The sequence below is a fragment of the Bacillus cereus group sp. N12 genome, assembly GCF_016483575.1.
GTDB classification, from domain to species: Bacteria; Bacillota; Bacilli; order Bacillales; family Bacillaceae_G; genus Bacillus_A; species Bacillus_A toyonensis.
Map to the genome: position 1 here is coordinate 1 of NZ_JAEHBO010000038.1, position 23,533 is coordinate 23,533.

Genomic DNA, 23,533 nt, shown 5'->3' on the forward strand with positions numbered 1-23,533 from the left:
GTTAGTTTGTCTAGCATCTAAAAATAAAAATTGACGTTTCACGTTGTTTGTTTCGTTCAGTTTTCAAAGAACTACTTCGTCGCTCAGAAGCGACTTTATCAATATAACATTTTGTTATATTTTCGTCAACAACTTTTTTTAAATAAGTTGTTTTTCGTTTGTTTCTTTTGTTACCTCTCGTGGCAACGAATATAAATATACCAGTTCGCTTATTAAAATGCAATAGTTTTTCTAATAAAATTTTTAACTTAGTAAAAAAGCATAAAAATAGCATGTTTCTTCTATATAAATATAATTTCTAAACGATCCCTATCAAAACCCACTTCCTTCAAATCACTCATAGTAAAATAAAAAAAGCTTTGGAGAAATCTCCAAAGCTTAGTCTTGCTTATGACGCATAGCAGGGAATAATAGTACATCGCGAATAGATGGTGCATTTGTTAATAACATAACTAAACGATCAATACCGATTCCTAATCCGCCCGTAGGAGGCATACCGTACTCAAGAGCTTCGATATAATCATCATCCATCATGTGAGCTTCATCATTACCTTGCTCGCGCTCTTTTAATTGAGCTTCAAAACGTTCTTTTTGATCGATTGGATCGTTTAACTCAGTGAATGCATTTGCATGTTCACGTGCAACGATAAATAACTCGAAACGATCTGTGAATCGCGGATCCTCGTCATTCTTTTTCGCAAGTGGCGAAATTTCTACCGGATGACCATAAATAAATGTTGGTTGGATTAATTTATCTTCTACTTTTTGTTCGAAGAACTCATTAATAATATGACCAACTTCCATTGTATCCTTAATTTCTACATTATGTTCTTTTGCAAGTTCACGCGCTTCTTCTACACTCATTGGATTCCAGAAATCAGCTCCAGAGTGTTGCTTAATTGCATCTACCATATGAAGACGTGTCCATTCTGGTTCTAGATTAATTTCATAATCACCATATTGGATCGTTGTTGTACCCAATACTTTTTTCGCAATATGAGCAACCATATTTTCTGTTAGTTTCATAATATCATTATAATCAGCATATGCTTCATATAATTCAATCATCGTAAACTCAGGGTTATGACGAGTTGATACACCCTCATTACGGAATACACGGCCGATCTCATAAACTTTTTCTAATCCACCCACAATAAGACGTTTTAAATGAAGTTCAATTGCGATACGCATATATAATTCCATATCTAACGCATTATGGTGCGTTGTGAAAGGACGAGCAGATGCTCCACCTGCAATCGCGTGCATCATAGGCGTTTCTACTTCAAGATAACCGTTGTCATCTAAATATCTTCTCATCTCACGAATGATTTTACTACGAGTAACAAATGTTTCACGACTTTCCATACTTGTAATTAAGTCTAAGTAACGTTGACGGTAACGTTGTTCAACATCTTTTAATCCATGGTATTTATCCGGTAATGGACGAAGGGATTTCGTTAAAAGTGTAAATCCTGTTGCTTTTACTGAAAGTTCTCCAACGTTCGTTTTGAACACTTTACCTTCAATACCTACTAAGTCACCTAAATCTGCTGTCGTAAATAATTCGTACTCTTCATCTCCAACAGTATCTTTACGAACGTAAATTTGAACTTGTCCGTGTAAATCTTGAATGTGCGCGAATCCAGCTTTTCCTTTACCGCGTTTTGTCATAATACGACCAGCGATAGAAACAGTGATTTCTTTCTCTTCTAATTCTTCTTTAGAGAATTCTCCATATAGACTTACTAAGTCCGTTGTTGAATTTGTGCGTTCAAATCGTTTACCGAACGGATCGATTCCTTGCTCACGTAAATTATGTAGCTTTTCACGACGAACAAGCAATTGGTCGTTTAATTCTTCGTGGTTCATGTTATCCATGATATTGATATCACTCCAGCTCTATTAATTTTTACAATATATACAGTATAGCATTTTCTACTCAACTAGAAAAACTGCCAGCAACTAACTGGCAGTTCTTCTTTCTTTCACGTAATTATAGGAAGTGTGTAGAAGAATGTCAATCTTCTACATTCCCTTATTAACCAACATAAATTGTTTGTTGTTTCGCTTCTACTTCTTCTACAAATGCACCTAATACATTCGCAAGGTCTTGACGTGTGTTGCAAGTATTGATGCCATTACGCACACTCGCATTACCACGAACACCTTTTAAATACCAAGCCGCATGCTTTCTCATCTCTCTTACAGCAACATTTTCATTCTTTAAATCGATAAGACGATCTAGATGCAACATACATACATCAATTTTCTCGCGCACTGTTGGTTCCGGCATTAATTCACCCGTCTCTAAATACTTTACCGTACGATAAATCATCCACGGATCCCCAAGAGCAGCACGACCAATCATAACACCATCTACACCAATTTCATCAAGCATACGCTTCGCATCTTGCGGTGTTTCAACATCACCATTTCCAATAACCGGGATATTCACAGCTTGCTTTACTTGTTTAATAATATCCCAATCTGCTTTTCCTTCATACATTTGCACTCGTGTACGTCCATGAACTGCCACTGCCTGTCCACCAGCACGCTCAACAGCTCTAGCATTTTCTATTGCGAAAATATGTTCTTCATCCCAACCAATACGCATTTTAACTGTAACTGGCTTTTCAACAGCATCTACAACTGCCGCTACCATTTCATATATTTTATTTGGATCTAAAAGCCATTTTGCTCCTGCATCACACTTAGTGATTTTTGGTACTGGACAACCCATATTAATATCAATAATGTCTGCTGTCGTATATTTATCTACATATTTCGCAGCATCTACAAGCGTTTCTTTCTCTCCACCAAAAATTTGTAAACTTAATGGCTTTTCTCTCTCGTCGATATATAACATATCTAACGTTCTCTTATTATTAAGTAATATCGCCTTATCACTTACCATTTCAGCACAAACTAAGCCTGCACCAAATTCTTTTACTGTTAAACGGAATGCAGAGTTACACACTCCCGCCATCGGTGCTAGTACAACCGGATTTTTCATCTCAATATTTGCAATCTTTAACACTCGATTTACTCCTTCCTTCATAATTACTTTGGCATTAGTTCCTCTATCGAGACCTTTAATGCTTTAGCAACTTCTACTACAAAATCTTGGGAAGGCGATCGATTCCCTCTCTCAACTTCACCTAAAACAGATACAGATACCCCTAATTCTTTAGCAAAACCTTCTTGTGTATAGCCTTTCAGCTTTCGAAAAGCACGAATGCGTCTTCCCCATTTTTCTGCTTCCATACCGTTACTCCCTCTCGCCTTTTCATTTCTTCTACTTGTGAACGTGAAATGTCTTGTTTTATATCTTGATTAATTTCTAACAACGGAACGATAACAAAAGCTCTTTCGAACATCCGCGGATGCGGAACAATAAGATTCTCTGCTTCAATATTTTCTTGATTATAGAGTAAGATGTCAAGGTCGATGGTTCTCGGACCCCATCTAATTTCCCTTTTTCTTCCTAGGTCATTCTCTACTTTTTGCGTTACTTTCAATAATTCTTGTGGTGATAAATTGGTAGAAATTTTTATAACTAAATTTAAAAAGCAACTTTGGTCAGTATAGCCAACTGGATCAGTTTCATACACTGATGAAACATCATCAACTTGGATATACGGACTTTTATTTAAAAACTGAATCGCTTCAGTCAAATACGTATAACGCTCTCCAATATTCGAACCTAATGCAATGTACGCTATATTATTCATGAACGTTCTCTCGTAATTTCTACCGCTACAGCGCGATAATGCCCTGGTATCGGCGGATCTGGTTTAATTACCTTAATTGTACATCGTGAAATACTCTCATATTGTTTCAATATATTTGTAGCGATATTTTCAGCGATGCTCTCTACAAGCTTATACGTTCTATCTTCGACAACTTTCCTACACAATTCAAAAAGCTCTCCATAATTGACAGAATGCTCTAAGTCATCACTTTCTCCTGCACGTTTCAAATCCAATTCTACCGTTAAATCAACTTTAAACCTCTGACCTAATTTATTTTCCTCTGGGAATACACCATGATAACCGTAAAACTCCATATCATGGATATAAATTTTATCCAATTACTTTACCCCCTTACCAATCATCGCATCCATCATTTTAGCCATACGCGCCATTTCTTTCACATCATGAACACGAACAAATTCACAGCCCTTTTCAATACCGAGACAAACGGTAGCTCCAGTTCCCTCAAGACGTTCCTCTACCGGTAAATCTAGTACATGTCCAATAAAGGACTTTCTTGAAGTGCCTAAAAGAACTGGATAACCTAGTACATTTAACTGTTCTAAATTACGCATCGCTTCCAAATTTTGTTCAGGCGTCTTAGCAAAACCAATACCTGGGTCTAAAATAATATTCTCATCTCGTACACCAGCAGCTTTAGCAATTTTAATACTGTCATACAAATCAGCAATCATATCCGCCATTAAATTACGATAACTCATATTGTCACGGTTATGCATTAAGATGATAGGTACATCATAATGAGCTGCAACTTCAGCAATTTCCGGTTCCGCCTTCGCCCCCCAAATATCATTAATAATGTGAGCACCAGCTTCAATTGCTTGTTTCGCAACTTCTGCTTTATACGTATCGATAGAAATAGGCAATTCCACTTCCTTCGAAACCGTCTGGATCATCGGAACAACTCGTTTAATTTCTTCTTCCACCGAAACTTTAGCGAAACCCGGGCGAGTAGATTCACCACCAATATCAATAATATGAGCACCTTCATTTTTCATTTCTTTCGCATGGCGCACCGCAGCATCCACTTCGTTGTAACTCCCACCATCAGAAAATGAATCTGGCGTTACATTTAAAATCCCCATAATTAATGTCTTTTCATTTAAATTCAATGTATATTCGCCGCAGCGCAAATCATAATCCCACTTCAAATTACACATCTCCTCTTCGCAATTCATTTCTACTCCACAATTTCTCTCTCTGCATTTCATAAAGATGCATAAACCTTTTTGTAATCATTCCGACTTTACCCGGGAAATCTCGTCCCTCTATATGATAAAGCGGAACAATTTCTTGAATGGAATTCGTTACAAAAACTTCATCTGCTGAAAGCAATTCATCTTTCGTAAAGAAACCTTCCTTTATTTCTATACGAAGCTCCTCTGCAACCTTTATAATAAATGCACGAGTGATACCATTTAAAATCCCTGTTTTTAGCGAAGGCGTATACAAAACATTGTCTTTCACAAAAAAGAGATTCGAAACAATACCCTCTGCAACATAACCTGCTTCAGTAAGGAAAATACCTTCCTTATCCACAACATTTCCAATTTCGCGTTTCCCTAAAATGTTATTTAAATAATGATGGGACTTCAAGCGAAACGCACCCTCTGGTGTATTTCGCACTTGTTTTAAAACAACCCCTTCTTTTTCCACTATATCCCCTGGGGCTGGTAAAGGTTTTATAAAAACAATAACCGACGGCTCTTCATACATTTCCGTTTGCAATCCTATTTCATCTACACCCGCCGATACATTGAAACGAACATATGCATGCTCCAATTCATTCTTAACGAAGAGATTTTTCAAAATAAGCATTACATCATCTTTTGTCATTGTCCATTTGATTTGCAATGTATCTAGCGCATCTATTAAACGTTTATAATGATCATCCAACAAGAAAGGATGACCATTATAAATACGAAACGTCTCAAAAACTCCAAGTCCGTATAAATAACCATGGTCATAAGGAGAAATTTTCGCTTCATTCGCTTCTACATATTCACCATTTACGTAAATTAACATGATGCCACGCTTGGACTATATTTGCGAATGAAATTCTGTAATAATTCTTTCCCATGAGAAGTCATAATAGATTCCGGATGGAACTGCACACCTTCAATCGGTAATGTTGTATGACGAAGCGCCATAATTTCCCCTTCCTCTGTCCAAGATGTTACCTCTAAGCAATCAGGTAACGTCTCTTTCTTAACAATAAGGGAATGATAACGCGTTGCAGTAAATGGATTAGGAATGTCCGAGAAAATCGTCTTTCCATCATGATGCATAGGCGACGTTTTCCCATGCATTAATCGCTCTGCTCGAACAACTTCTCCACCAAAGACTTGCGCAATAGATTGATGCCCAAGACAAACTCCAAAAATCGGAAGCTTTCCTGCAAAGTATTTAATAGCTTCCATACTAATTCCCGCTTCATTCGGACTACATGGACCTGGTGAAATCATTAAGAAATCTGGTTTCATATTCTCAATATCTGCAATAGTCACTTCATCATTACGCTTAATAACAAGCTCTTGTCCAAGTTCTCCAAGAAATTGCACTAAATTAAATGTAAAAGAATCATAATTATCAATCATTAATATCATTTCTCTCACCTAACCGTTTCTTCGCTACTTTCTTTTGCACGCCATAAAGCAATTGCCTTTTTTAACGACTCTTTATATTCATTTTTCGGATTTGAATCAATTACAATTCCCGCTCCTGCTTGCACATGCGCTTGCCCATCTTTAGCAAGAAGCGTTCTAATTACAATATTCAATTCCGTATCTCCAGAATAACCAATCCAACCAATTGAACCTGTATAAATCCCTCGTCGAACAGGTTCTAATTCTTCAATAATTTCCATCGTACGTATTTTCGGGGCACCGGTAATTGTTCCACCAGGGAATACAGCTTTCACTAAATCGAAAGCATCCTTATCTTCTTCCACCTCACCACGCACATTAGAAACGATATGCATAACATGTGAGTACTTTTCAATTACCATAAATTCATCTACTTCTACAGTGCCATATTTACAAACGCGCCCTAAATCATTTCGTTCTAAATCTACAAGCATTACATGCTCCGCTCGTTCCTTTTCGTTCTCAATTAATTCCCTCGCTAATTCTTCATCCTCTTGTTCATTCGCACCGCGGGATCTTGTACCAGCAATTGGTCTTGTACTTACTTCTTGCCCTTGTTTTTTAATTAGCAATTCAGGCGAAGCACTAACAATTTGAAAATCCCCAAGCTCCAAGTATCCCATATATGGAGATGGATTAATTTTACGAAGACTTGTATAAATTTCTAGCGGATGCGTTTGTAAAGTTCTTTCTTGCCTTGTCGACAAGTTTACTTGAAACACATCACCATTTCCAATATATTCTTGAATACGTTCAACAGCCTTCATAAAGCCTTCTTCTGTAAAAGCAACCGCTTCATTTTTCTTTTCAGGACGTTCAAACGGCATAGTCACTTCAGGCACTTCTGCCGCCCAAAGATTCTTCCATTCATGTAATCGTTCTTCCGCCTCTGCATGCTTATCTACATAATGTGTAATAATCCACAATACTTTTTCTTCTTGATCATAGACGAACACATCGTCAAATAATAAAAAGAATATATCGGGTATATTCAGATCATCCTCTGCAAGAGAAGGGAGTTTTTCGATATAACGGATACAATCATAACTAAAGTAGCCAATCGCACCACCTTGAAACGGCGGGTACTCTGGATTGTAGTCTGTTTTCCATTTTTCCATATATTCTTGCATTAAATCTAATGGATTCCCTCGCTTTATTGTTTCCTTACCACTTTCGCTTATATGTAACGTTTCACCCTTCCCTTGGATTACCGCTACTGGGTTTAACCCCACTATGTTATAACGACCGCCACGTCCGCTTTCTAGCAAAATATGTTGCGGCTTATCCTGAGAAAGAAATTTATATTGCTTAAAGAAATCTAACTGATATGGAATAGAAAGCGCTAAAGATTTTCTTCGTTGCATATCAACACCCCGTCTTCTTTTATCCCACCCTCTTAGATTAACCACCTCAAACTACATAAGCTCTTTATATAGAAAATGATTATACTCGAAGGTTAGTGAAAATAAATTAATTATACTACCTCTTATTTTACATGAAGTTTTCTAGTCAATCACTCTTTTCCTATTTCCAATCCAAAAAGAAAAAAGCATCCTTTTTCAAGGATGCTTTTCAATCACATTCAATTATGATTCAAATTGATAAAGTGGTGTACTTAAATAACGTTCACCGTTACTTGGAATAATAACAAGTACTTTTTTCCCTTTACCTAATTTTTTCGCAACTTCTGTCGCTGCATAAATAACTGCTCCTGAAGAGATACCAACTAAAATACCTTCCTCTTTAGCCACTCTTCTCGCATATTCAAACGCTTGCTCTGTTTTTACTTGAATAATTTCATCATATACCTTTACATCCAATGTCTCTGGGATGAATCCCGCCCCAATTCCTTGGATTTTATGTGGACCCGGCTTCCCACCAGATAATACTGGTGAGTCCGCAGGTTCTACTGCATAAATTTTAATATCTTTATACGCTTCCTTCAGCACTTCACCAGCACCAGTAATTGTTCCACCTGTACCAATACCTGCAATAAACGCATCTAATTGATCACCCATTTGTTCAACAATTTCTGGACCTGTTGTTAAACGATGAATTTCTGGATTTGATTGATTTTGGAACTGTTGCGGTATAAAGTAGCCATGCTCTTTCGCTAATTCAGTCGCTTTACGAATTGCCCCACCCATTCCTTCAGGACCTGGAGTCAATACTAATTCAGCACCGTAAGCACGTAATAAATTACGACGCTCAATACTCATTGTTTCTGGCATTACTAAAATCGCCTTATATCCTTTAGCGGCCGCTACCATCGCTAAACCAATTCCTGTGTTACCACTTGTTGGCTCAATGATTGTATCGCCTTCTTTTAATAATCCTTTCTTTTCAGCATCTTCAATCATAGCTAATGCAATACGATCTTTAACACTGCTCCCAGGATTCATAAATTCTAATTTTAAGTATACATCTGCGCTGTCTGATTCTACGATGCGGTTCAACTTAACGATCGGCGTTTTCCCGATTAATTCTGAAACTGATTGTGCCACTCGCATTCCTGTCACTCCTAACACCGAGTATTTTTATTGGTTTTATCTATATTTAGATTTTGTCAGAAAATTCCCTGTTTGTCAATCTATCCGAGCGAACAATTCTCCACCCAAACTTCCTTATTACAAGTTCACAATTATGCTTGTAATATCTTCTTTAGAGAATTTATATCGTTCATTACAGAAATGACAGTGCACTTCCGTCTCTTCTTCTTCTTCACGAATTTGCTCTAATTCTGTTTTACCTAAACTAATTAACACACTCTCAATACGTTCACGTGAGCAAGTGCAATTAAATTGAACATCCATAGTTTCTAATACTTTTACTTTATCTTCCCCAAGAACTGCATATAGTAGCTCTTCTGGAGAAAGACCTTGTTCGATCAATGTTGATACAGGAGGGATTTTTTGCAAACGATCTTCAATGAATGAAATTGTTTCTTCCTGTGCGCCCGGCATAATTTGAAGGATAAATCCACCCGCCGCTAATACGCTGTCATCTCCATTTACAAGAACACCAACACCAACAGAAGAAGGCGTCTGTTCAGAAACTGCAAAATAGTACGTGAAGTCTTCTCCTAATTCACCTGAAACAATTGGAGATTGACCAATAAACGGCTCGCGCATACCAATATCTTTAATTACAGTTACAAATCCTTCTGTTCCCACCGCTTGATATACACGTAGTTTTCCTTGTTCTGTTCCTTCAAAATCAACATGCGGATTCGTTACATAACCACGTACATCCCCATTTGCATGAGCATCCACTAAGATTGGACCAATCGGACCGTTACCCTCTACCTTAATTGTTAACTTTTGATTACCTTTTAACATCGCACCCATCATTGTACCCGCAGTTAAAGAACGGCCAAGCGCTGCTGAAGCAGTTCTCCACGTGTCGTGACGTCTTTGCGCTTCACTTACTGTATTTGTTGTACGCACACTATACGCACGTACTTCTCCATCAAATGCTAAAGCTTTTACTAAATAATCTTTCATACTTATTTATTCACCTTTCTCATACTGTAAATTTGCATTACGCTCATATAACATATACAAACCTTTTAACGTTAAAAACGGATCTACGATATCAATTACATTTGATTCTTCTGAAATTAATTTCGCTAATCCACCTGTTGCAATAACTTTTGGTTCCTGTTTAGCTTCCTCTTTCATACGCTTAACAATACCTTCCACTTGTCCAACATATCCGTAAAGAATACCAGATTGCATCGCACTTACTGTATTCTTCCCAATAACACTACTTGGTTTTGTAATTTCAATACGAGGAAGTTTTGCCGCTCTACTATATAAGGCTTCCGCTGAAATCATAATTCCCGGTGTAATAACTCCACCCATGTAATGCTTCTCTTCGTTAATATAACAATATGTGGTAGCCGTACCGAAATCGACAATAATAAGCGGACTTCCATATAAATGGATTCCCGCTACTGCATTTACAATTCGGTCTGCGCCTACTTCACGCGGATTTTCATATTTAATATTTAGCCCTGTTTTTATCCCGGGCCCTACTACAAGCGGTTTAATTTTAAAATACTTTTCACACATGCGCTCTAAAGCAAACATAATTGGTGGTACAACTGAAGACACAATAATACCTTTCACATCTTCAAATGAAAGACCCTCATGCTCAAGTAACTGCTTTACAAGCATTCCATATTCATCTTCCGTCTTGTGACGATCTGTTTCCATACGCCAATGCTGACGAAGTTCCCCATCTTGAAATACGCCTAGTACAGCATTTGTGTTCCCTACATCCAATACAAAAATCATATTCTCACCACTTATCTTATTTAATCTATATTTATGTAGTATGTATAAAACTTATAAAAACATCATATCACACATACTTATATAATCAGCTTTTCTATCCTCATCATTTTACAAAAAGATTACTCTCTATTTCAATTTTTAATACTAATTTTATTAAAAATTTTTCCGACTTAGTATTTTTCTACAAATAAAAAAGGAGTGACAATTGTCACTCCTTTATCTCTTACTTATCTTCTACGTCTTCATCGTCCTTCTTCATATTGATGTTTACTTTTATATCATCTGAAGATGTTGGACGCTCTGGCAATCTGCCGTAATCATATAAATGATTGATTTGCTCTGCATCTAACGTTTCTACTTCAAGTAACGTTTTCGCAATAATATCTAGCTTATCACGTTTTTCAGTAAGAATTTGTTTCGCGCGGGCATAACATTCTTTTATAATCGTTTGCATTTCCACATCAATTTCATGTGCAATTGCATCACTATAGTTTTGTTCTGAATGGAAGTCTCTTCCTAAGAACACTTGACCACCTTGCGAGCTACCGAATTGCATCGGTCCAAGCTTATCACTCATACCGAACTCCGTAACCATACGTCTTGCAATACCAGTCGCACGTTGGAAGTCGTTGTGAGCACCTGTGCTTGCTTCACCAAACACAATCTCTTCAGCTACTCGACCACCAAGTAAACCAGTGATTTTATCAAGTAACTCTGGTTTTGTCATGAAGTAACGATCTTCTTTCGGAAGCATTACTGCATATCCACCAGCTTGACCACGAGGGACAATTGTTACTTTATGAACGATATCTGCTTCATCAAGGACAACACCAATTACAGTATGGCCAGCTTCATGGAATGCAACGATATTACGTTCTTTTTCAGAGATAACACGACTTTTCTTAGCTGGACCTGCAATAACACGATCCGTCGCTTCATCAATGTCACTCATATCAATTTTCTTCTTATCTTGACGCGCAGCTACTAAAGCAGCTTCGTTTAATAAGTTTTCAAGATCGGCACCAGAGAACCCTGGTGTACGAGTTGCAATTGCTCTTAAGTTGATATGATCATCAAGCGGTTTATTACGAGCATGTACTTTAAGTACAGCTTCACGACCATTTACATCTGGACGATCTACTGTAATTTGACGGTCAAAACGACCTGGACGTAATAATGCTGGATCAAGAATATCGGGACGGTTTGTTGCAGCGATGATAATAATACCTTCGTTTGCACCGAATCCATCCATTTCAACAAGTAATTGGTTCAGCGTTTGCTCACGCTCATCATGGCCACCACCAAGACCTGCGCCACGTTGACGTCCTACTGCATCAATTTCATCAATGAAAATGATACAAGGAGCATTTTTCTTTGCATTTTCGAATAAATCACGTACACGGGATGCACCGACACCGACAAACATCTCTACGAAGTCAGAACCACTGATAGAGAAGAACGGAACGCCAGCTTCACCTGCAACAGCACGTGCTAATAAAGTTTTACCTGTACCTGGAGGTCCCACTAACAGAACACCCTTAGGAATACGGGCACCAACTTCAGCAAACTTACGAGGATCTTTCAAGAATTCAACTACCTCAACAAGCTCTTGTTTCTCTTCATCCGCTCCAGCAACATCTCTGAAACGAACTTTTTTCTTTTCGTCATTATATAACTTCGCCTTACTTTTCCCGAAGTTCATAACACGGCTACCGCCGCCTTGAGCTTGGTTTAATAAGAAGAAGAATAAAATGAAGATAATGACAAACGGAATGATAGAAGTAAAGAAGGTTACCCAAGCACTTGTTTCTTCTGCTGGTTGATACTTAACTTCAGCACCTTGCGCTTTATCATTAATTTTCTTTTGTAATTCCTCAGTATTTGGTGCATAAGTAACAAATTGTTCTCCTTGGCTAGAAGTATTAAATTGTCCTTTTACCTCAAACACACCATTTTTCGGTTGAAGTTGCACATTGCGCACTTCACCTTTTTCTAGTTTAGTAATGAATTTATCGTAGCTAACTGATGTCGTTTTTTGCGTTGAACCATTAAAATAGCTCACGATTCCAATTACTACTAGGAATATCAGTAAATAAAAGATGGTATTACGGAAGATACGATTCATTCCTAACCTCCTCTCACGGCATAAACACTATTGTAAATCGTAACATAGAAAAACTTTCCTATACAATTGTAACGCCTGTATTTAATTAATTTGAGTAAACGCTTGGTTTTAATACTCCTACATAAGGAAGATTACGGTACTGCTCTTTATAATCTAATCCATATCCTACAACAAATTCATGTGGGACAGTAAATCCAACATAATCCGCTTTCAAATCTACCTTGCGGCCTGTTGGTTTGTCTAATAACGTAACAATTTTTACAGACTTCGCTTTACGATATTTAAATAGGTCCACTAAGTAACTTAGCGTAAGACCGCTATCAATAATATCCTCAACGATTAAAATATCGCGACCTTCTACAGAAGTATCAAGATCTTTTAAAATTTTCACTTCGCCTGTTGAAACAGTAGAGTGACCGTAACTAGATACAGCCATAAAATCCATTTCAAGATATGTATCTGTTCTCTTTAATAAATCTGCCATGAATGGCATTGCGCCTTTTAATACACCAATTGCAAGAGGTACTGTGTTTTTATAATCCTCTGCAATAATTGCACCTAATTCGCGCACCTTTTCTTGTATTTGTTCTTCAGAAATTAATACTTTTTCGATATCTTGATTCATCATTTCATTATCCTCCCGGAAGACTCCTTGCTTTTGTAGTGAATAATCATATATTTATCCTTCTTTGCCATCTCTTTCGAAACAGCAAATGCAGATCGCTTCAACAAGGGTATCCAAATAATATTCCCACTTGCATCACAAACGACCGGCCATGCTTCTCTTTTTTCTCTTGGTACTTTTGCTTCGATAAAAATAGTTTTTATCTTTTTTGTGCCATTCATACCTTGTATTGACATGCGATCTCCATTTTCCCTAGAACGAATACGAAGTGGATATGATATATCATTATACTTAGCAACAAATACTGTTTCATTCATGTTACTTGGTATATCTTCGCTCACCTCTATTACAAGTTCATCCCCGTTCGATAGCGTAATTGTCCCGGGTACTGATAAATCTTGCGAAAAAGGAGAAACAATTTCTTGTTTAAATCCAAAGCTACACTCCTCGTATGTGCGAACAATTTTTAAATCACCTGGGAAATCAAGTGAACCCGAAGGTTGTGTCCGCTTAAAAAACTCAATCACTTTGTCAATATGTATAGAGGAAAGAGAAGATGGAATCTTATATTCATAAAGATAGTTTAATATTAGTTGAATCCCTCTTCTTTGTAAAGGCATAGACATGGATTCAAAGGCAGGAATTGATAAGCTAATTTGTTTATCACTTTTTTTTGTAATTACTTTATTCATTTTCTCAAAAGCTAATTCCTGCAAATAAGCCTCATCCTCTTGCATCTGCACGCTAAATTTTTGAAATTTCTCATGCACTTGTGGATTTTCTTCTTTCAAATGAGGAAGGACATATTTACGTAATCGATTCCTTGTATATACTTCCTTTTTATTACTCGGATCTATACGGGGAATTAAATTTAGCTCATTACAGTAATTAACAATTTCTTCCTTCGTTACTCCAAGTAAAGGCCTAATTAAATATCCATTATGAAAAGGACGCTTCACTGCAATTCCTGCATACCCTTTCGGAGTACTCCCTCGTACAAGGCGCATTAAAATCGTTTCTACTTGATCATCTCCATGATGCCCAAGAGCTACATATCTCGCATCATATTTCTTCATTATTCTTTCCAAAAATGCATATCTGCATTCTCTAGCAGCAACCTGCGCATTCATTCCGTATTGCTGTTGATATTGCGACACGTTAACCCTTATCGTTTCGCAAATAACTCCCAGTCCTTTGCAAAGATCCTGCACAAACTGTAGATCCTCATGAGATTCATCGCCTCTAAACATATGATCCACATGCGCTACTACAATTTCCAACTGTTTTTCTGCCCTTTTTTCTAACAAATAATATAGAAGAGCTAAAGAGTCAGGGCCACCCGAAACTCCTACAACAATTGTTGAACGTTCCTTTAATACATCATGCTGCTTTACAAAGTCATCTACCTTTTCAACAAATGTATCTTTCAACTTCGTAATCACCTTTCATTAAACAAGAACAGCAACGTTAGTTACCTTGTCTATAATGGTACAACTTTTACAAACATTGTGCAAAAAAAAGATATACAAAAATTACATTTTTATCTTACATCCTCCGCACATATTCAAAAAAATAATAACATTACCTTTTAAAGCAAAAAAACCTAGGAATTCGCCTAGGTTTTTCAGAATAGACTATATGAATCAGTAGCAGATAAAAGTTTTACTTTATTGCGCCTGCATTCCTACAATTGGAATCGTAGCCCACTTTGGCATATTCTTCTTTACTTTCGCCACAACAATTGTCATATCGTCATTTATATAACCATCACAAGAACGAATCACTTCTTCCATAATGATATCAGCAATTTCTTGCGGGTCCTCGGTTTGCAGTTCCTTAATTTTTCGTTTCATCCATAATTCATGGTTCTCCACATGCTGCGCTCCTTCAAAAATACCATCGCTCATCATAATAAGAATATCGCCCGTTTTTAATTGCTCACCCACTACATCAACCTCAACATCTTCAATGATCCCCATTGGCAAATTACTTGCTTCAATTTTCAAAATATTATTTGCGCGTTTAACAAAACTCGGCGTCGATCCGATCTTTAAAAATTTCGCATTCGCATCCCGTAAATCTACCATCGCCAAATCCAGCGTTGTAAACATCTCTTCTGTCGTTCTTAAAGAAAGAATTGAATTGATCGATTTAATTGCTATTTCCTCATCGATACCTGATTGAAGTATCTTTTGTAATAATTTTACCGTTTCCTTACTCTCCATATGAGCTCGTTGCCCATTTCCCATACCGTCACTAATCGCAAGTGCATATTTACCCACACTCAAATCCATCATCGCATAAGAATCCCCCGAAACAAACCCACCGCCTTTTGCAGCTGTAGCCAACCCCGTATCAAGAGAATACGTCTTTGCTGAACCAAATGATATTAAACTGTGACCATTTGGATAAGAAGACTTTTCTTCATGTTTAACGACAATATTTTCTTTTAGAATATCCGAAAGCATCGGCGCAACTAATTTTTCGCACTCACCATGCTCATTAGATGCAGCCGGAATTAACATCTCAATATCAATGCTCCCTCTATCTAAACAATAAATATCAACATGCTCCACTTCGACGCCAAAATCACGAAACGCTTGCAAAATTTGTTCTTCCTGTACTTGATGATTTTCTCGCTCTCTTTGTATTTCCTGTGCGAAATCCTCCATAACTTTTGATACGCCTAATAATTGCTCCGCTACTATTCTGCGATTTTCTTTCATTTGTTTTCGTAATTTTTGTCCCTCATAAAAGTGATCTAATTCACCGGCTACTAAATCTGTTACTTTCTTACCTCTCACACAATGCTTGTCCCATTCACGAACTAACTTCCGATTATGCTGCAGTGTTCCTTCTTCCGTTTCACTCATTATTTGTTTCATATAATCATACGTTTTGTCGAAATTAACCACCCAGCATTGATCCTTTTTAAAGCACGTTTGACATGTTTTCGCAGTAATTGTACTTAAAAATAAATCTGCCTCTGTTTCTTTATCTTCCTCCTCCACATAACCATATACAGAAAAGCTATTAGATAAAGCCGCAAACACATTTGCAAATTGATTAATTTTGTTCGCTGTAACATCGCGCATTCTTCTTAAATATTGTTGTTGATCTTGTGAATGCTCTTGTGTTCCCGGCATAAATTTAGCAATGCGATCCAGAACAAGTTTCGGTGTTAATAAAAAGAAAACAATTGCCACACCTGATTCAATTAAAGTTGTTACAATGTTCGTTTGCTTATCTACATATAATGTAATTAAGCTTGTCCCAATTAACAAACCTAAACTAACGCCTAGACGCTTCCCTTCTTTCAATAACCCTCCAAGCAATCCAGAAAAAGCAAGAAGGCTAAGCTGAGACAAACTGGACACATTCGCTAAACTTAATATTAAGCCGGTGACAACCCCAACTGTGGATCCTGTAGCAGCGCCGGCGATGAAGGCAAATACTAACACTAAATATCTAGTGAAAATATGTTGAATAGAAGCGTCATATACAAACCAATCCGTCGTACCTGTTAAAACAGATGCTAGTAATATAATTAAACAAACAATTTCTTCTGTCTCTAATGCTTGTTGTTTCCCTTTCCTTTCTACTAAGAGCGGAACACTTTGTAAAAATATCATCGTTAATACGAAACTAAGCCCCGCTTCAATCGTGCTAACGAGCAAATCGTACATGGTGATAGTTTGCTGTGCAAAATATACAACAACTAAATGTGCGGTTAATGCGGAGATAAATACTTGGAATGGTACAAGTCCAACAGTTTTACGTGTAAACCGACTAAAGAAGATATTATAAATGAAGAAAGTAAAGATAGACGCGAAAGTAAAAAATAAATTATCTATCGAAACTGAAAGTGCTCCTCCCATTAAAGCTAGGAATGCGAGCGGCATTTTATCTCGCTTCATAACATAAACGGCAGCGAAAAACGGTAATGCAAACGGTAAAATGTTTGTTAATATATATGCTCTTCCCAAAAGAAAACCAATAACAACAATAATAAATCCCCATCTAAAGAAAACTTGTTCAAACTTCATTCGCAACTTACTCGTCCACTTTATTCCTCCAAGCTGACTTTCATTCATTGCCAATGCACTTGTATTCATAGTATTCCTTCCTGCTTTAGGCATATTTTTAACACCACCTGCATAGTTTAATTACTGTCATTATAAAAGATGCTTATTGGGATTTTTGTCAAAACAACAGTTTTCACTTTTATAATCGTTCGACTTTTTATTCGAAATAACTCTACATATATACATAGTATGTAATTTATCTCTCTTTATTATATTGAAGATTCAGAAAATTTAAGGTGATTTTGTAGAAGTATTGTATGTCTTACTTTTTTATTTAACAAAAAAAGATCATGCAAGTTTGCATGATCTTTTTAGATGACCCGTACGGGATTCGAACCCGTGTTACCGCCGTGAAAGGGCGGTGTCTTAACCACTTGACCAACGGGCCGTTAAATTAAATATAGCGGCGGAGGGGATCGAACCCCCGACCTCACGGGTATGAACCGTACGCTCTAGCCAGCTGAGCTACACCGCCATGTCGTCTTATTTAACGGACAATTAGTATCTTACATCAGATATCATTTAAAGTCAACACATCTCAAAAACTTTTTTAAAAAATATATTTTCGCATATAAAAAAGCACCCTGAGCCATCACTCTGGGTACCTCTCTATATGTTAAAAACTAAACGTTCTTATTATCCGCGACGTGCGCCACGGCCACCACGTTTAGACTCTGTGTTACGCTTTAAAGAAGTTAAACGATCTTCGCTATCCTTTAAGAAGCGTGCCATCTTTTGCTCAAATGTTTCTTTTGGAGCTCGGTCGTTACCGCCACCGCGATTATCTCTGTTGAAAGAGCGATTATTACGTTGTGGACGTCCAGAACGTTGTTGATCACCACCGCGTTGGTATTCACCGCGTGGACGATCTCCTTCTGTTTTTTCGCGTTCTTTCGCTTTTTTAATAGATAGACCAATTTTCCCATCTTTTTCAACATTAATAACTTTTACTTCTACTTGGTCGCCCACTTTTAAGTGATCGTTAATATCTTTCACATAATTATCAGCAACTTCACTAATATGAACAAGACCCGTTAAGCCTTCTGGCAGCTCCACAAAAGCCCCAAAATTTGTAATACCTGTTACTTTACCCTGTAACTTGCTGCCTACCTCGATTGACATAAAAAAAATGCTCCTCCTTAGTGATTAAAAAGTCAAATTTTACTTTATTATATATAATCCTAAAATATAGTGTCAATAAGACATACTTTACTTAGAAACAGGAAAAATTATCTCCCCTTTTCCGGAGAAGAAATAATCCCTTCTAGCAATCTTTAATACGTACTCTTCATCATTTAACTTTTGAACTTCGTCTTTTAGACTTTTTTCTTTATTCGTTAATGAATCTAGTTCTTTTTTCATGTCCTTAACTTTTGCTTCTTTTGCTTTAATGGAACTGTTTTGTTGATAAAAAGTTACACTAATACTCGCAATAATTGTAAAAGCAAAGACAAGAAAAACCGCTAAACGGCGATAAAGTCGCTTCCTGTTCTCATCCGTTTGTATTATATGCTCTTTAACAGGATTTGGACTCTGTTTTTCGATTGTTCTTTGTCTCAGTTCCCTCATTTCCGAGGTCCCCCTAACTTCTTTTTTATACGCTCCCATAGTTGGAAGATGTGTCCCTTCAATTTTGCTATATATTGCAGGAACCCTACATGTTTCATTATAAAAAGTTTAACACGATTAGGGAGAAGTTTCCATATGAGCAAAGCAATAAATCGAACAGGCCAGAAAAAAACTTTCCATATGAAAAGTAATATCCAAATCACCATTTTCCATAACACATGTCCAATTGAAAGCAGTATACGAAATAAGAATAATATAAATGCAATAAATAGCTGCGCTATAATAATAACAGGTTTTATCATGAGTAGCTGTATAATTCGAACAAAAAAATGTGTTGTTTGCACAAAAATATAGATGAGAAAATTTAACAACCTCATGTATAGTGCTTTCAATAAGCTTTGATATGCCGCAAAACCACATAATAATGCCAAAAATACATATATACGTAGTTCAGCTTCATTTACGAGAAGTAATACATAAAAAACGAATAATGCTTGGACAACCCAAAATAGTATATCATGTATAAATACAAGCCAACGTTTACGTTCCTGACGCTTTAAAAAACGTTGGTATGTATCTAATGATGCTCCAATCCAAGCACCCATTCCGATCATCGAAAGCATTGTATACAACTGAATTGTTAGACTCATTTAAACAACTTACTAAAGAAGCCTTTAGTTTTCTCCCCTTGATTCTCATCAATATACAACATCTCATGAATCTTGCCTTTAATCGATACAACACCTTTTTCCACATCTAAATTCTTCATTTGCAAGTTTTGTCCACGAATTGTTAAAAAACCCATCACAGTCTCGAGTAAAAATTCTTCGCTATCAAAACTCTCTACTTGTTTTACACCAGTAATATCGATCACACGCCTACCACGCATAATAATATCATGCTCTACAGAAACATTTTGTTGATTAGAAGACATAGGTGAGTAACCATTATTCACGAAAATCCCCCCATAGCTTTATACTAGCTAATAGTAATGTATGAAGGGATAGCAGATTTTAGAACAAGCCCTCTTCTGCTTTTACTTTTTCTTCGCGAACTAGGCTATACATATTTGCTGCATCTTCTTTTTTTGTTGTTTCTTTCAATTCATTTACTTTCACCGTTACTATTTTTTGACCGAAACGAATTGTTAATTCATCAGCCACTTTCACATCTGAACTCGCTTTTGCGACTTGACCATTGATAGATATTCTTCCTTGATCAGATACTTCTTTTGCTAATGTTCTTCTTTTAATTAAACGTGACACTTTCAAAAATTTATCTAGACGCATATCAAATCCCCCTATTAACGCTCTGTTTGCTTTGCCTCTTCCCATAAAACATCCAACTGTTCTAATGACAGATCTTGCATTTCTTTATTCATTTCAGCTACTTTTGCTTCCATGTATAAAAAACGCCCCATAAATTTCTCATTAGTTGAACGTAATGCTTCTTCTGGATCTAATTTATAATGACGAGCTATGTTAACAAATGCAAATAGTAAATCGCCAAATTCACCTAGCATCTTTTCCTCATCCATATTTATAACTTCTTGCTGGAATTCTTGCCATTCTTCTAGGGCTTTCTCTATCATTGGCTGTACATCAACCCAATCAAATCCAACCTTTCCAGCTTTCTTCTGAATTTCATAGGCACGCATTAATTGCGGCAAACTTTTTGGAATTCCAGTTAAAACAGATTCTTTTACGAATCCCTTTTCTTGTTTTTTAATTTCTTCCCAATTCGCAATCACTTCTTCAGCATTATTTACATCTGCATTTCCAAACACATGTGGATGACGACGAACCATTTTCTCCGATAAAGTTCGAATAATATCATCGATGGAGAACCAACCTTCATCCTCTCCAATTTGGGCATGAAGCATGACTTGTAATAATATATCACCTAGCTCTTCTACTAAGTGATCATCGTCCTCTTCATCAATTGCTTCCAATACTTCATAAGCTTCCTCAATTAAATACTTCTTTAAAGATTGATGTGTTTGCTTTTTATCCCACGGACAACCATTCGGTCCACGAAGGTCTGCAATAATTTCTCTCAGTACATCAAACTGTTGATACAAGGATGCACGTTCCTGAACTGGTGGTACATACACACTCGTTAAATTATTCAATTCTGTTTCATGATCTAACATGTACAACGGTACCTTTTTGACTTGTTCAAACGAAGTTCCTGCAGCTGTTACGATATACACTTCATAATCATCTGGCAATATTTCCATTAATGTTAACTTCACATCTGAAGCAACGAACGCATCATACACTTGGCAAAAGATTAAATGTTGACGTAATTCTAATTGCCCTCTTTCAAATGATGTAGCATCAATTAATTGGAATCCTTCAATCGGATCGATTTTTAAACTTGCGAACATTGGATCAAGGAAACTTTGTCCACCTTCAATTCGCACTTCAACATTTGCTACTTCTCCTTTTTCTAAAAGTAGCTGAACTGTTCTTTCTGCTACTAGCGGATGACCTGGAACAGCATAAATAATTTCTGCACCTTCAGCTTGTTCTAGCAATGTATTCGCAATTGTTTCATATACAATTTCAAATGTATCATGCGCTTCATATATATTGTCGAAAGCCGTATATTTTATACCTTCTTTCTCCAACTCTTCTATAACCGGGTGCTCCTTCGTTCTAACAAACATATGGTCTGCTACTTTTATCTTTCGGTATACGCCCATCGTCAGCTGATCTAATTCACCAGCACCTAATCCTAAAATAGTAATGATTCCACTCACAACCTGTCACCTCTATCCACTCTTCTTCAATGAACCTTCTTTTTTCTCTTTTTTCATAACGGATCCTAATTCTTCTTTTGTAAATACACGTAATTTTAAAATTAAAAACATGTATGTCAATCCGCCAATAGCTACACCTAACAACGCTTCAAATGTCGCGATTCCTCTATGATTCCCATCAATTACTAACCCAGACATTTGTAACACACGAATAAACATTATTAATACAAATCCCATACCGATACCACTAATAACTATACCGAACATCTTCTGCTTATTAATAAGCGACCCCGATACAGATTGCATAAGTAATACACTATTTAACAAGGCAATTACAACAAGCGCAATTAAAGTTGCAATCGCAGCTCCTTTAACTCCAAAATGCGGCATTAACATATAGTTTAAAACTAACTTCAAACAACCTCCAAATACAACGAATATTGCTGGTTTTAATGTTTGTCCCAGCCCTTGTAAAATAGAAGCAGTTGTAATTGACAATGAACTAAATAAAATAGATAAAGATAAAATCGATAACACATCTGACCCATCACTATTCTCAAATAACATAATATTTGTAGGCTGAATAATGCAAGTTAATCCGATGGCTGCTGCAAATCCAATAACAAGTGTTATTTTCATCGCTAACTTTACCTTTTCTTGAATAAAAGCAAGATCTCCTCTTTCCTTTGCCGCTGTAATAATCGGAATAAGTGACAATGAGAAAGACGTTGTCACGACAGTACCTAATTGCATGAGAGGGATACTTCTGTCATAAACACCTTTTAGTACCTTTGCACTTTCAGCCTGTTCCCCTGCCCCAATGAGTAAAGTATAGAAGGAAACCGAATCTGCCATTTGTATAAAAATAAGGACTAAATTACTAACACAAATAGCTATTCCTTGCCAAAAAAGGATTTTAACAATTCTTCTTTTTCCCCCAATTCTCTTCAAGCTTTTAAAGAAAATGGCGCGAAAATCATGACGCATATAAAGTAAAAGTACGATAATCCCAATAAGCCCGCCTGCAATCGAACCTAACATAGCACCTGCACCGACTGTATATAGATCAAATCCGTGAGCAATAAGGAATAGTGATAAAAAGACAATAATAGATACACGAATCGTTTGTTCAATTACTTGTGAAACAGCCGTCGGCATCATATTATTAAATCCTTGAAAATATCCTCTCGCTACGGATAAGAATGGCATTAATATGAATGAAAATGAAATAACACGTAATAACTTATATAAGTGTACATCACCCATAGCCGATGCAATCGTTTCGGCACCAAAGAACAATGTGAAAAACCCTATAAAGCCAATCCCTAATAAAAACCAAAAAGATACACAAATTATTTCTTCTGCTTCTTTTTGTTTTCCTCTTTCTAATCTTTCTGCAACCATTTTTGAAATTATAATAGGGAATCCATAAGTAGCTAAAATTAAACAAAATCCATAAAACGGATAAATTTGTTGGTAAATATAAAAACCAACATCTCCCGCTATGTTTTGATATGGAATACGGTAAAAAGCGCTTAATACTTTTGTAATAAAACTTGCGATCGTTAATATAATAGCCCCACGCCAAAAGGCTTGATACTTCTTCGCTTCCATACAAGAAAACTCCTTTTTCTATTCTCACCTCTCGT

The 23,533-nt window shown here is 36.7% G+C and carries 23 protein-coding genes and 2 tRNA genes; all 25 read right to left on the reverse strand.

What is annotated here, in order from left to right; translation table 11 throughout:
- Positions 1-378 precede the first annotated feature (378 nt).
- On the reverse strand, positions 379-1,878 hold the full coding sequence (gene lysS, locus JDS92_RS17410; protein ID WP_000369685.1) for a lysine--tRNA ligase: 1,500 nt from the start codon (positions 1,876-1,878) through the stop codon (positions 379-381).
- A 160-nt stretch (positions 1,879-2,038) separates the two neighbouring features.
- Positions 2,039-3,037: a tRNA dihydrouridine synthase DusB gene (gene dusB, locus JDS92_RS17415; protein ID WP_000912241.1), complete on the reverse strand. Its 999-nt coding sequence runs from the start codon at positions 3,035-3,037 to the stop codon at positions 2,039-2,041.
- A 23-nt stretch (positions 3,038-3,060) separates the two neighbouring features.
- Entirely contained in the window at positions 3,061-3,264 is a 204-nt protein-coding gene (locus JDS92_RS17420; protein WP_000387028.1) for a helix-turn-helix domain-containing protein, read from the reverse strand.
- Positions 3,216-3,731: a 2-amino-4-hydroxy-6-hydroxymethyldihydropteridine diphosphokinase gene (folK, locus tag JDS92_RS17425; protein ID WP_001059455.1), complete on the reverse strand. Its 516-nt coding sequence runs from the start codon at positions 3,729-3,731 to the stop codon at positions 3,216-3,218. The genes JDS92_RS17420 and folK overlap by 49 nt, the downstream gene beginning before the upstream one ends.
- On the reverse strand, positions 3,728-4,090 hold the full coding sequence (folB, locus tag JDS92_RS17430) for a dihydroneopterin aldolase (protein ID WP_000358065.1): 363 nt from the start codon (positions 4,088-4,090) through the stop codon (positions 3,728-3,730). Before folB ends, folK begins: the two co-directional genes overlap by 4 nt.
- Positions 4,091-4,951, reverse strand: coding sequence for a dihydropteroate synthase (gene folP, locus JDS92_RS17435; RefSeq protein WP_002176114.1), 861 nt, complete (start codon positions 4,949-4,951; stop codon positions 4,091-4,093).
- On the reverse strand, positions 4,926-5,798 hold the full coding sequence (gene pabC, locus JDS92_RS17440; RefSeq protein WP_098711665.1) for an aminodeoxychorismate lyase: 873 nt from the start codon (positions 5,796-5,798) through the stop codon (positions 4,926-4,928). Before pabC ends, folP begins: the two co-directional genes overlap by 26 nt.
- Positions 5,792-6,379, reverse strand: coding sequence for an aminodeoxychorismate/anthranilate synthase component II (gene pabA, locus JDS92_RS17445; protein ID WP_000602280.1), 588 nt, complete (start codon positions 6,377-6,379; stop codon positions 5,792-5,794). The genes pabC and pabA overlap by 7 nt, the downstream gene beginning before the upstream one ends.
- A gap of 5 nt (positions 6,380-6,384) precedes the next feature.
- Positions 6,385-7,782: an aminodeoxychorismate synthase component I gene (gene pabB, locus JDS92_RS17450; protein WP_001189707.1), complete on the reverse strand. Its 1,398-nt coding sequence runs from the start codon at positions 7,780-7,782 to the stop codon at positions 6,385-6,387.
- Positions 7,783-8,004: 222 nt separating this feature from the next.
- Complete coding sequence (cysK, locus tag JDS92_RS17455) at positions 8,005-8,928, reverse strand: cysteine synthase A (protein WP_001261721.1); 924 nt, start codon at positions 8,926-8,928, stop codon at positions 8,005-8,007.
- A 117-nt stretch (positions 8,929-9,045) separates the two neighbouring features.
- Positions 9,046-9,921 carry a redox-regulated molecular chaperone HslO gene (gene hslO / locus JDS92_RS17460; RefSeq protein ID WP_000656375.1) on the reverse strand — a complete coding sequence of 292 codons (876 nt, stop codon included), beginning with the start codon at positions 9,919-9,921 and terminating at the stop codon, positions 9,046-9,048.
- Between the two features lie 6 nt (positions 9,922-9,927).
- A complete protein-coding gene (locus tag JDS92_RS17465; protein ID WP_000578374.1) occupies positions 9,928-10,716 on the reverse strand; it encodes a type III pantothenate kinase in 789 nt (262 codons plus the stop codon).
- Positions 10,717-10,939: 223 nt separating this feature from the next.
- Positions 10,940-12,841: an ATP-dependent zinc metalloprotease FtsH gene (ftsH, locus tag JDS92_RS17470; protein WP_199632205.1), complete on the reverse strand. Its 1,902-nt coding sequence runs from the start codon at positions 12,839-12,841 to the stop codon at positions 10,940-10,942.
- Positions 12,842-12,926: 85 nt separating this feature from the next.
- Positions 12,927-13,469 (reverse strand): hypoxanthine phosphoribosyltransferase, encoded by a 543-nt coding sequence (gene hpt / locus JDS92_RS17475; RefSeq protein ID WP_000981842.1) that lies wholly within the window; start codon positions 13,467-13,469, stop codon positions 12,927-12,929.
- On the reverse strand, positions 13,466-14,896 hold the full coding sequence (gene tilS, locus JDS92_RS17480) for a tRNA lysidine(34) synthetase TilS (protein ID WP_070174023.1): 1,431 nt from the start codon (positions 14,894-14,896) through the stop codon (positions 13,466-13,468). Before tilS ends, hpt begins: the two co-directional genes overlap by 4 nt.
- Before the next feature lie 237 nt (positions 14,897-15,133).
- Positions 15,134-17,605 carry a stage II sporulation protein E gene (spoIIE, locus tag JDS92_RS17485; RefSeq protein ID WP_001123547.1) on the reverse strand — a complete coding sequence of 824 codons (2,472 nt, stop codon included), beginning with the start codon at positions 17,603-17,605 and terminating at the stop codon, positions 15,134-15,136.
- A gap of 262 nt (positions 17,606-17,867) precedes the next feature.
- A tRNA-Glu gene (locus tag JDS92_RS17490) sits at positions 17,868-17,939 on the reverse strand.
- Positions 17,940-17,952: 13 nt separating this feature from the next.
- Positions 17,953-18,026: transfer RNA gene (locus JDS92_RS17495), tRNA-Met, on the reverse strand.
- Positions 18,027-18,187: 161 nt separating this feature from the next.
- Entirely contained in the window at positions 18,188-18,673 is a 486-nt protein-coding gene (locus tag JDS92_RS17500; RefSeq protein ID WP_000021451.1) for a S1 domain-containing RNA-binding protein, read from the reverse strand.
- Between the two features lie 87 nt (positions 18,674-18,760).
- Entirely contained in the window at positions 18,761-19,120 is a 360-nt protein-coding gene (divIC, locus tag JDS92_RS17505) for a cell division protein DivIC (RefSeq protein ID WP_001208736.1), read from the reverse strand.
- Positions 19,117-19,770: a spore cortex biosynthesis protein YabQ gene (gene yabQ / locus JDS92_RS17510; RefSeq protein WP_000059779.1), complete on the reverse strand. Its 654-nt coding sequence runs from the start codon at positions 19,768-19,770 to the stop codon at positions 19,117-19,119. Before yabQ ends, divIC begins: the two co-directional genes overlap by 4 nt.
- Positions 19,767-20,075 (reverse strand): sporulation protein YabP, encoded by a 309-nt coding sequence (yabP, locus tag JDS92_RS17515; RefSeq protein ID WP_001059100.1) that lies wholly within the window; start codon positions 20,073-20,075, stop codon positions 19,767-19,769. The genes yabQ and yabP overlap by 4 nt, the downstream gene beginning before the upstream one ends.
- 58 nt (positions 20,076-20,133) lie before the next feature.
- Positions 20,134-20,409 (reverse strand): RNA-binding S4 domain-containing protein, encoded by a 276-nt coding sequence (locus JDS92_RS17520; protein WP_001234879.1) that lies wholly within the window; start codon positions 20,407-20,409, stop codon positions 20,134-20,136.
- A 14-nt stretch (positions 20,410-20,423) separates the two neighbouring features.
- On the reverse strand, positions 20,424-21,884 hold the full coding sequence (gene yabN, locus JDS92_RS17525; RefSeq protein ID WP_087948811.1) for a bifunctional methyltransferase/pyrophosphohydrolase YabN: 1,461 nt from the start codon (positions 21,882-21,884) through the stop codon (positions 20,424-20,426).
- A gap of 12 nt (positions 21,885-21,896) precedes the next feature.
- A complete protein-coding gene (locus JDS92_RS17530) occupies positions 21,897-23,498 on the reverse strand; it encodes a putative polysaccharide biosynthesis protein (RefSeq protein ID WP_199632206.1) in 1,602 nt (533 codons plus the stop codon).
- Positions 23,499-23,533 lie beyond the last annotated feature (35 nt).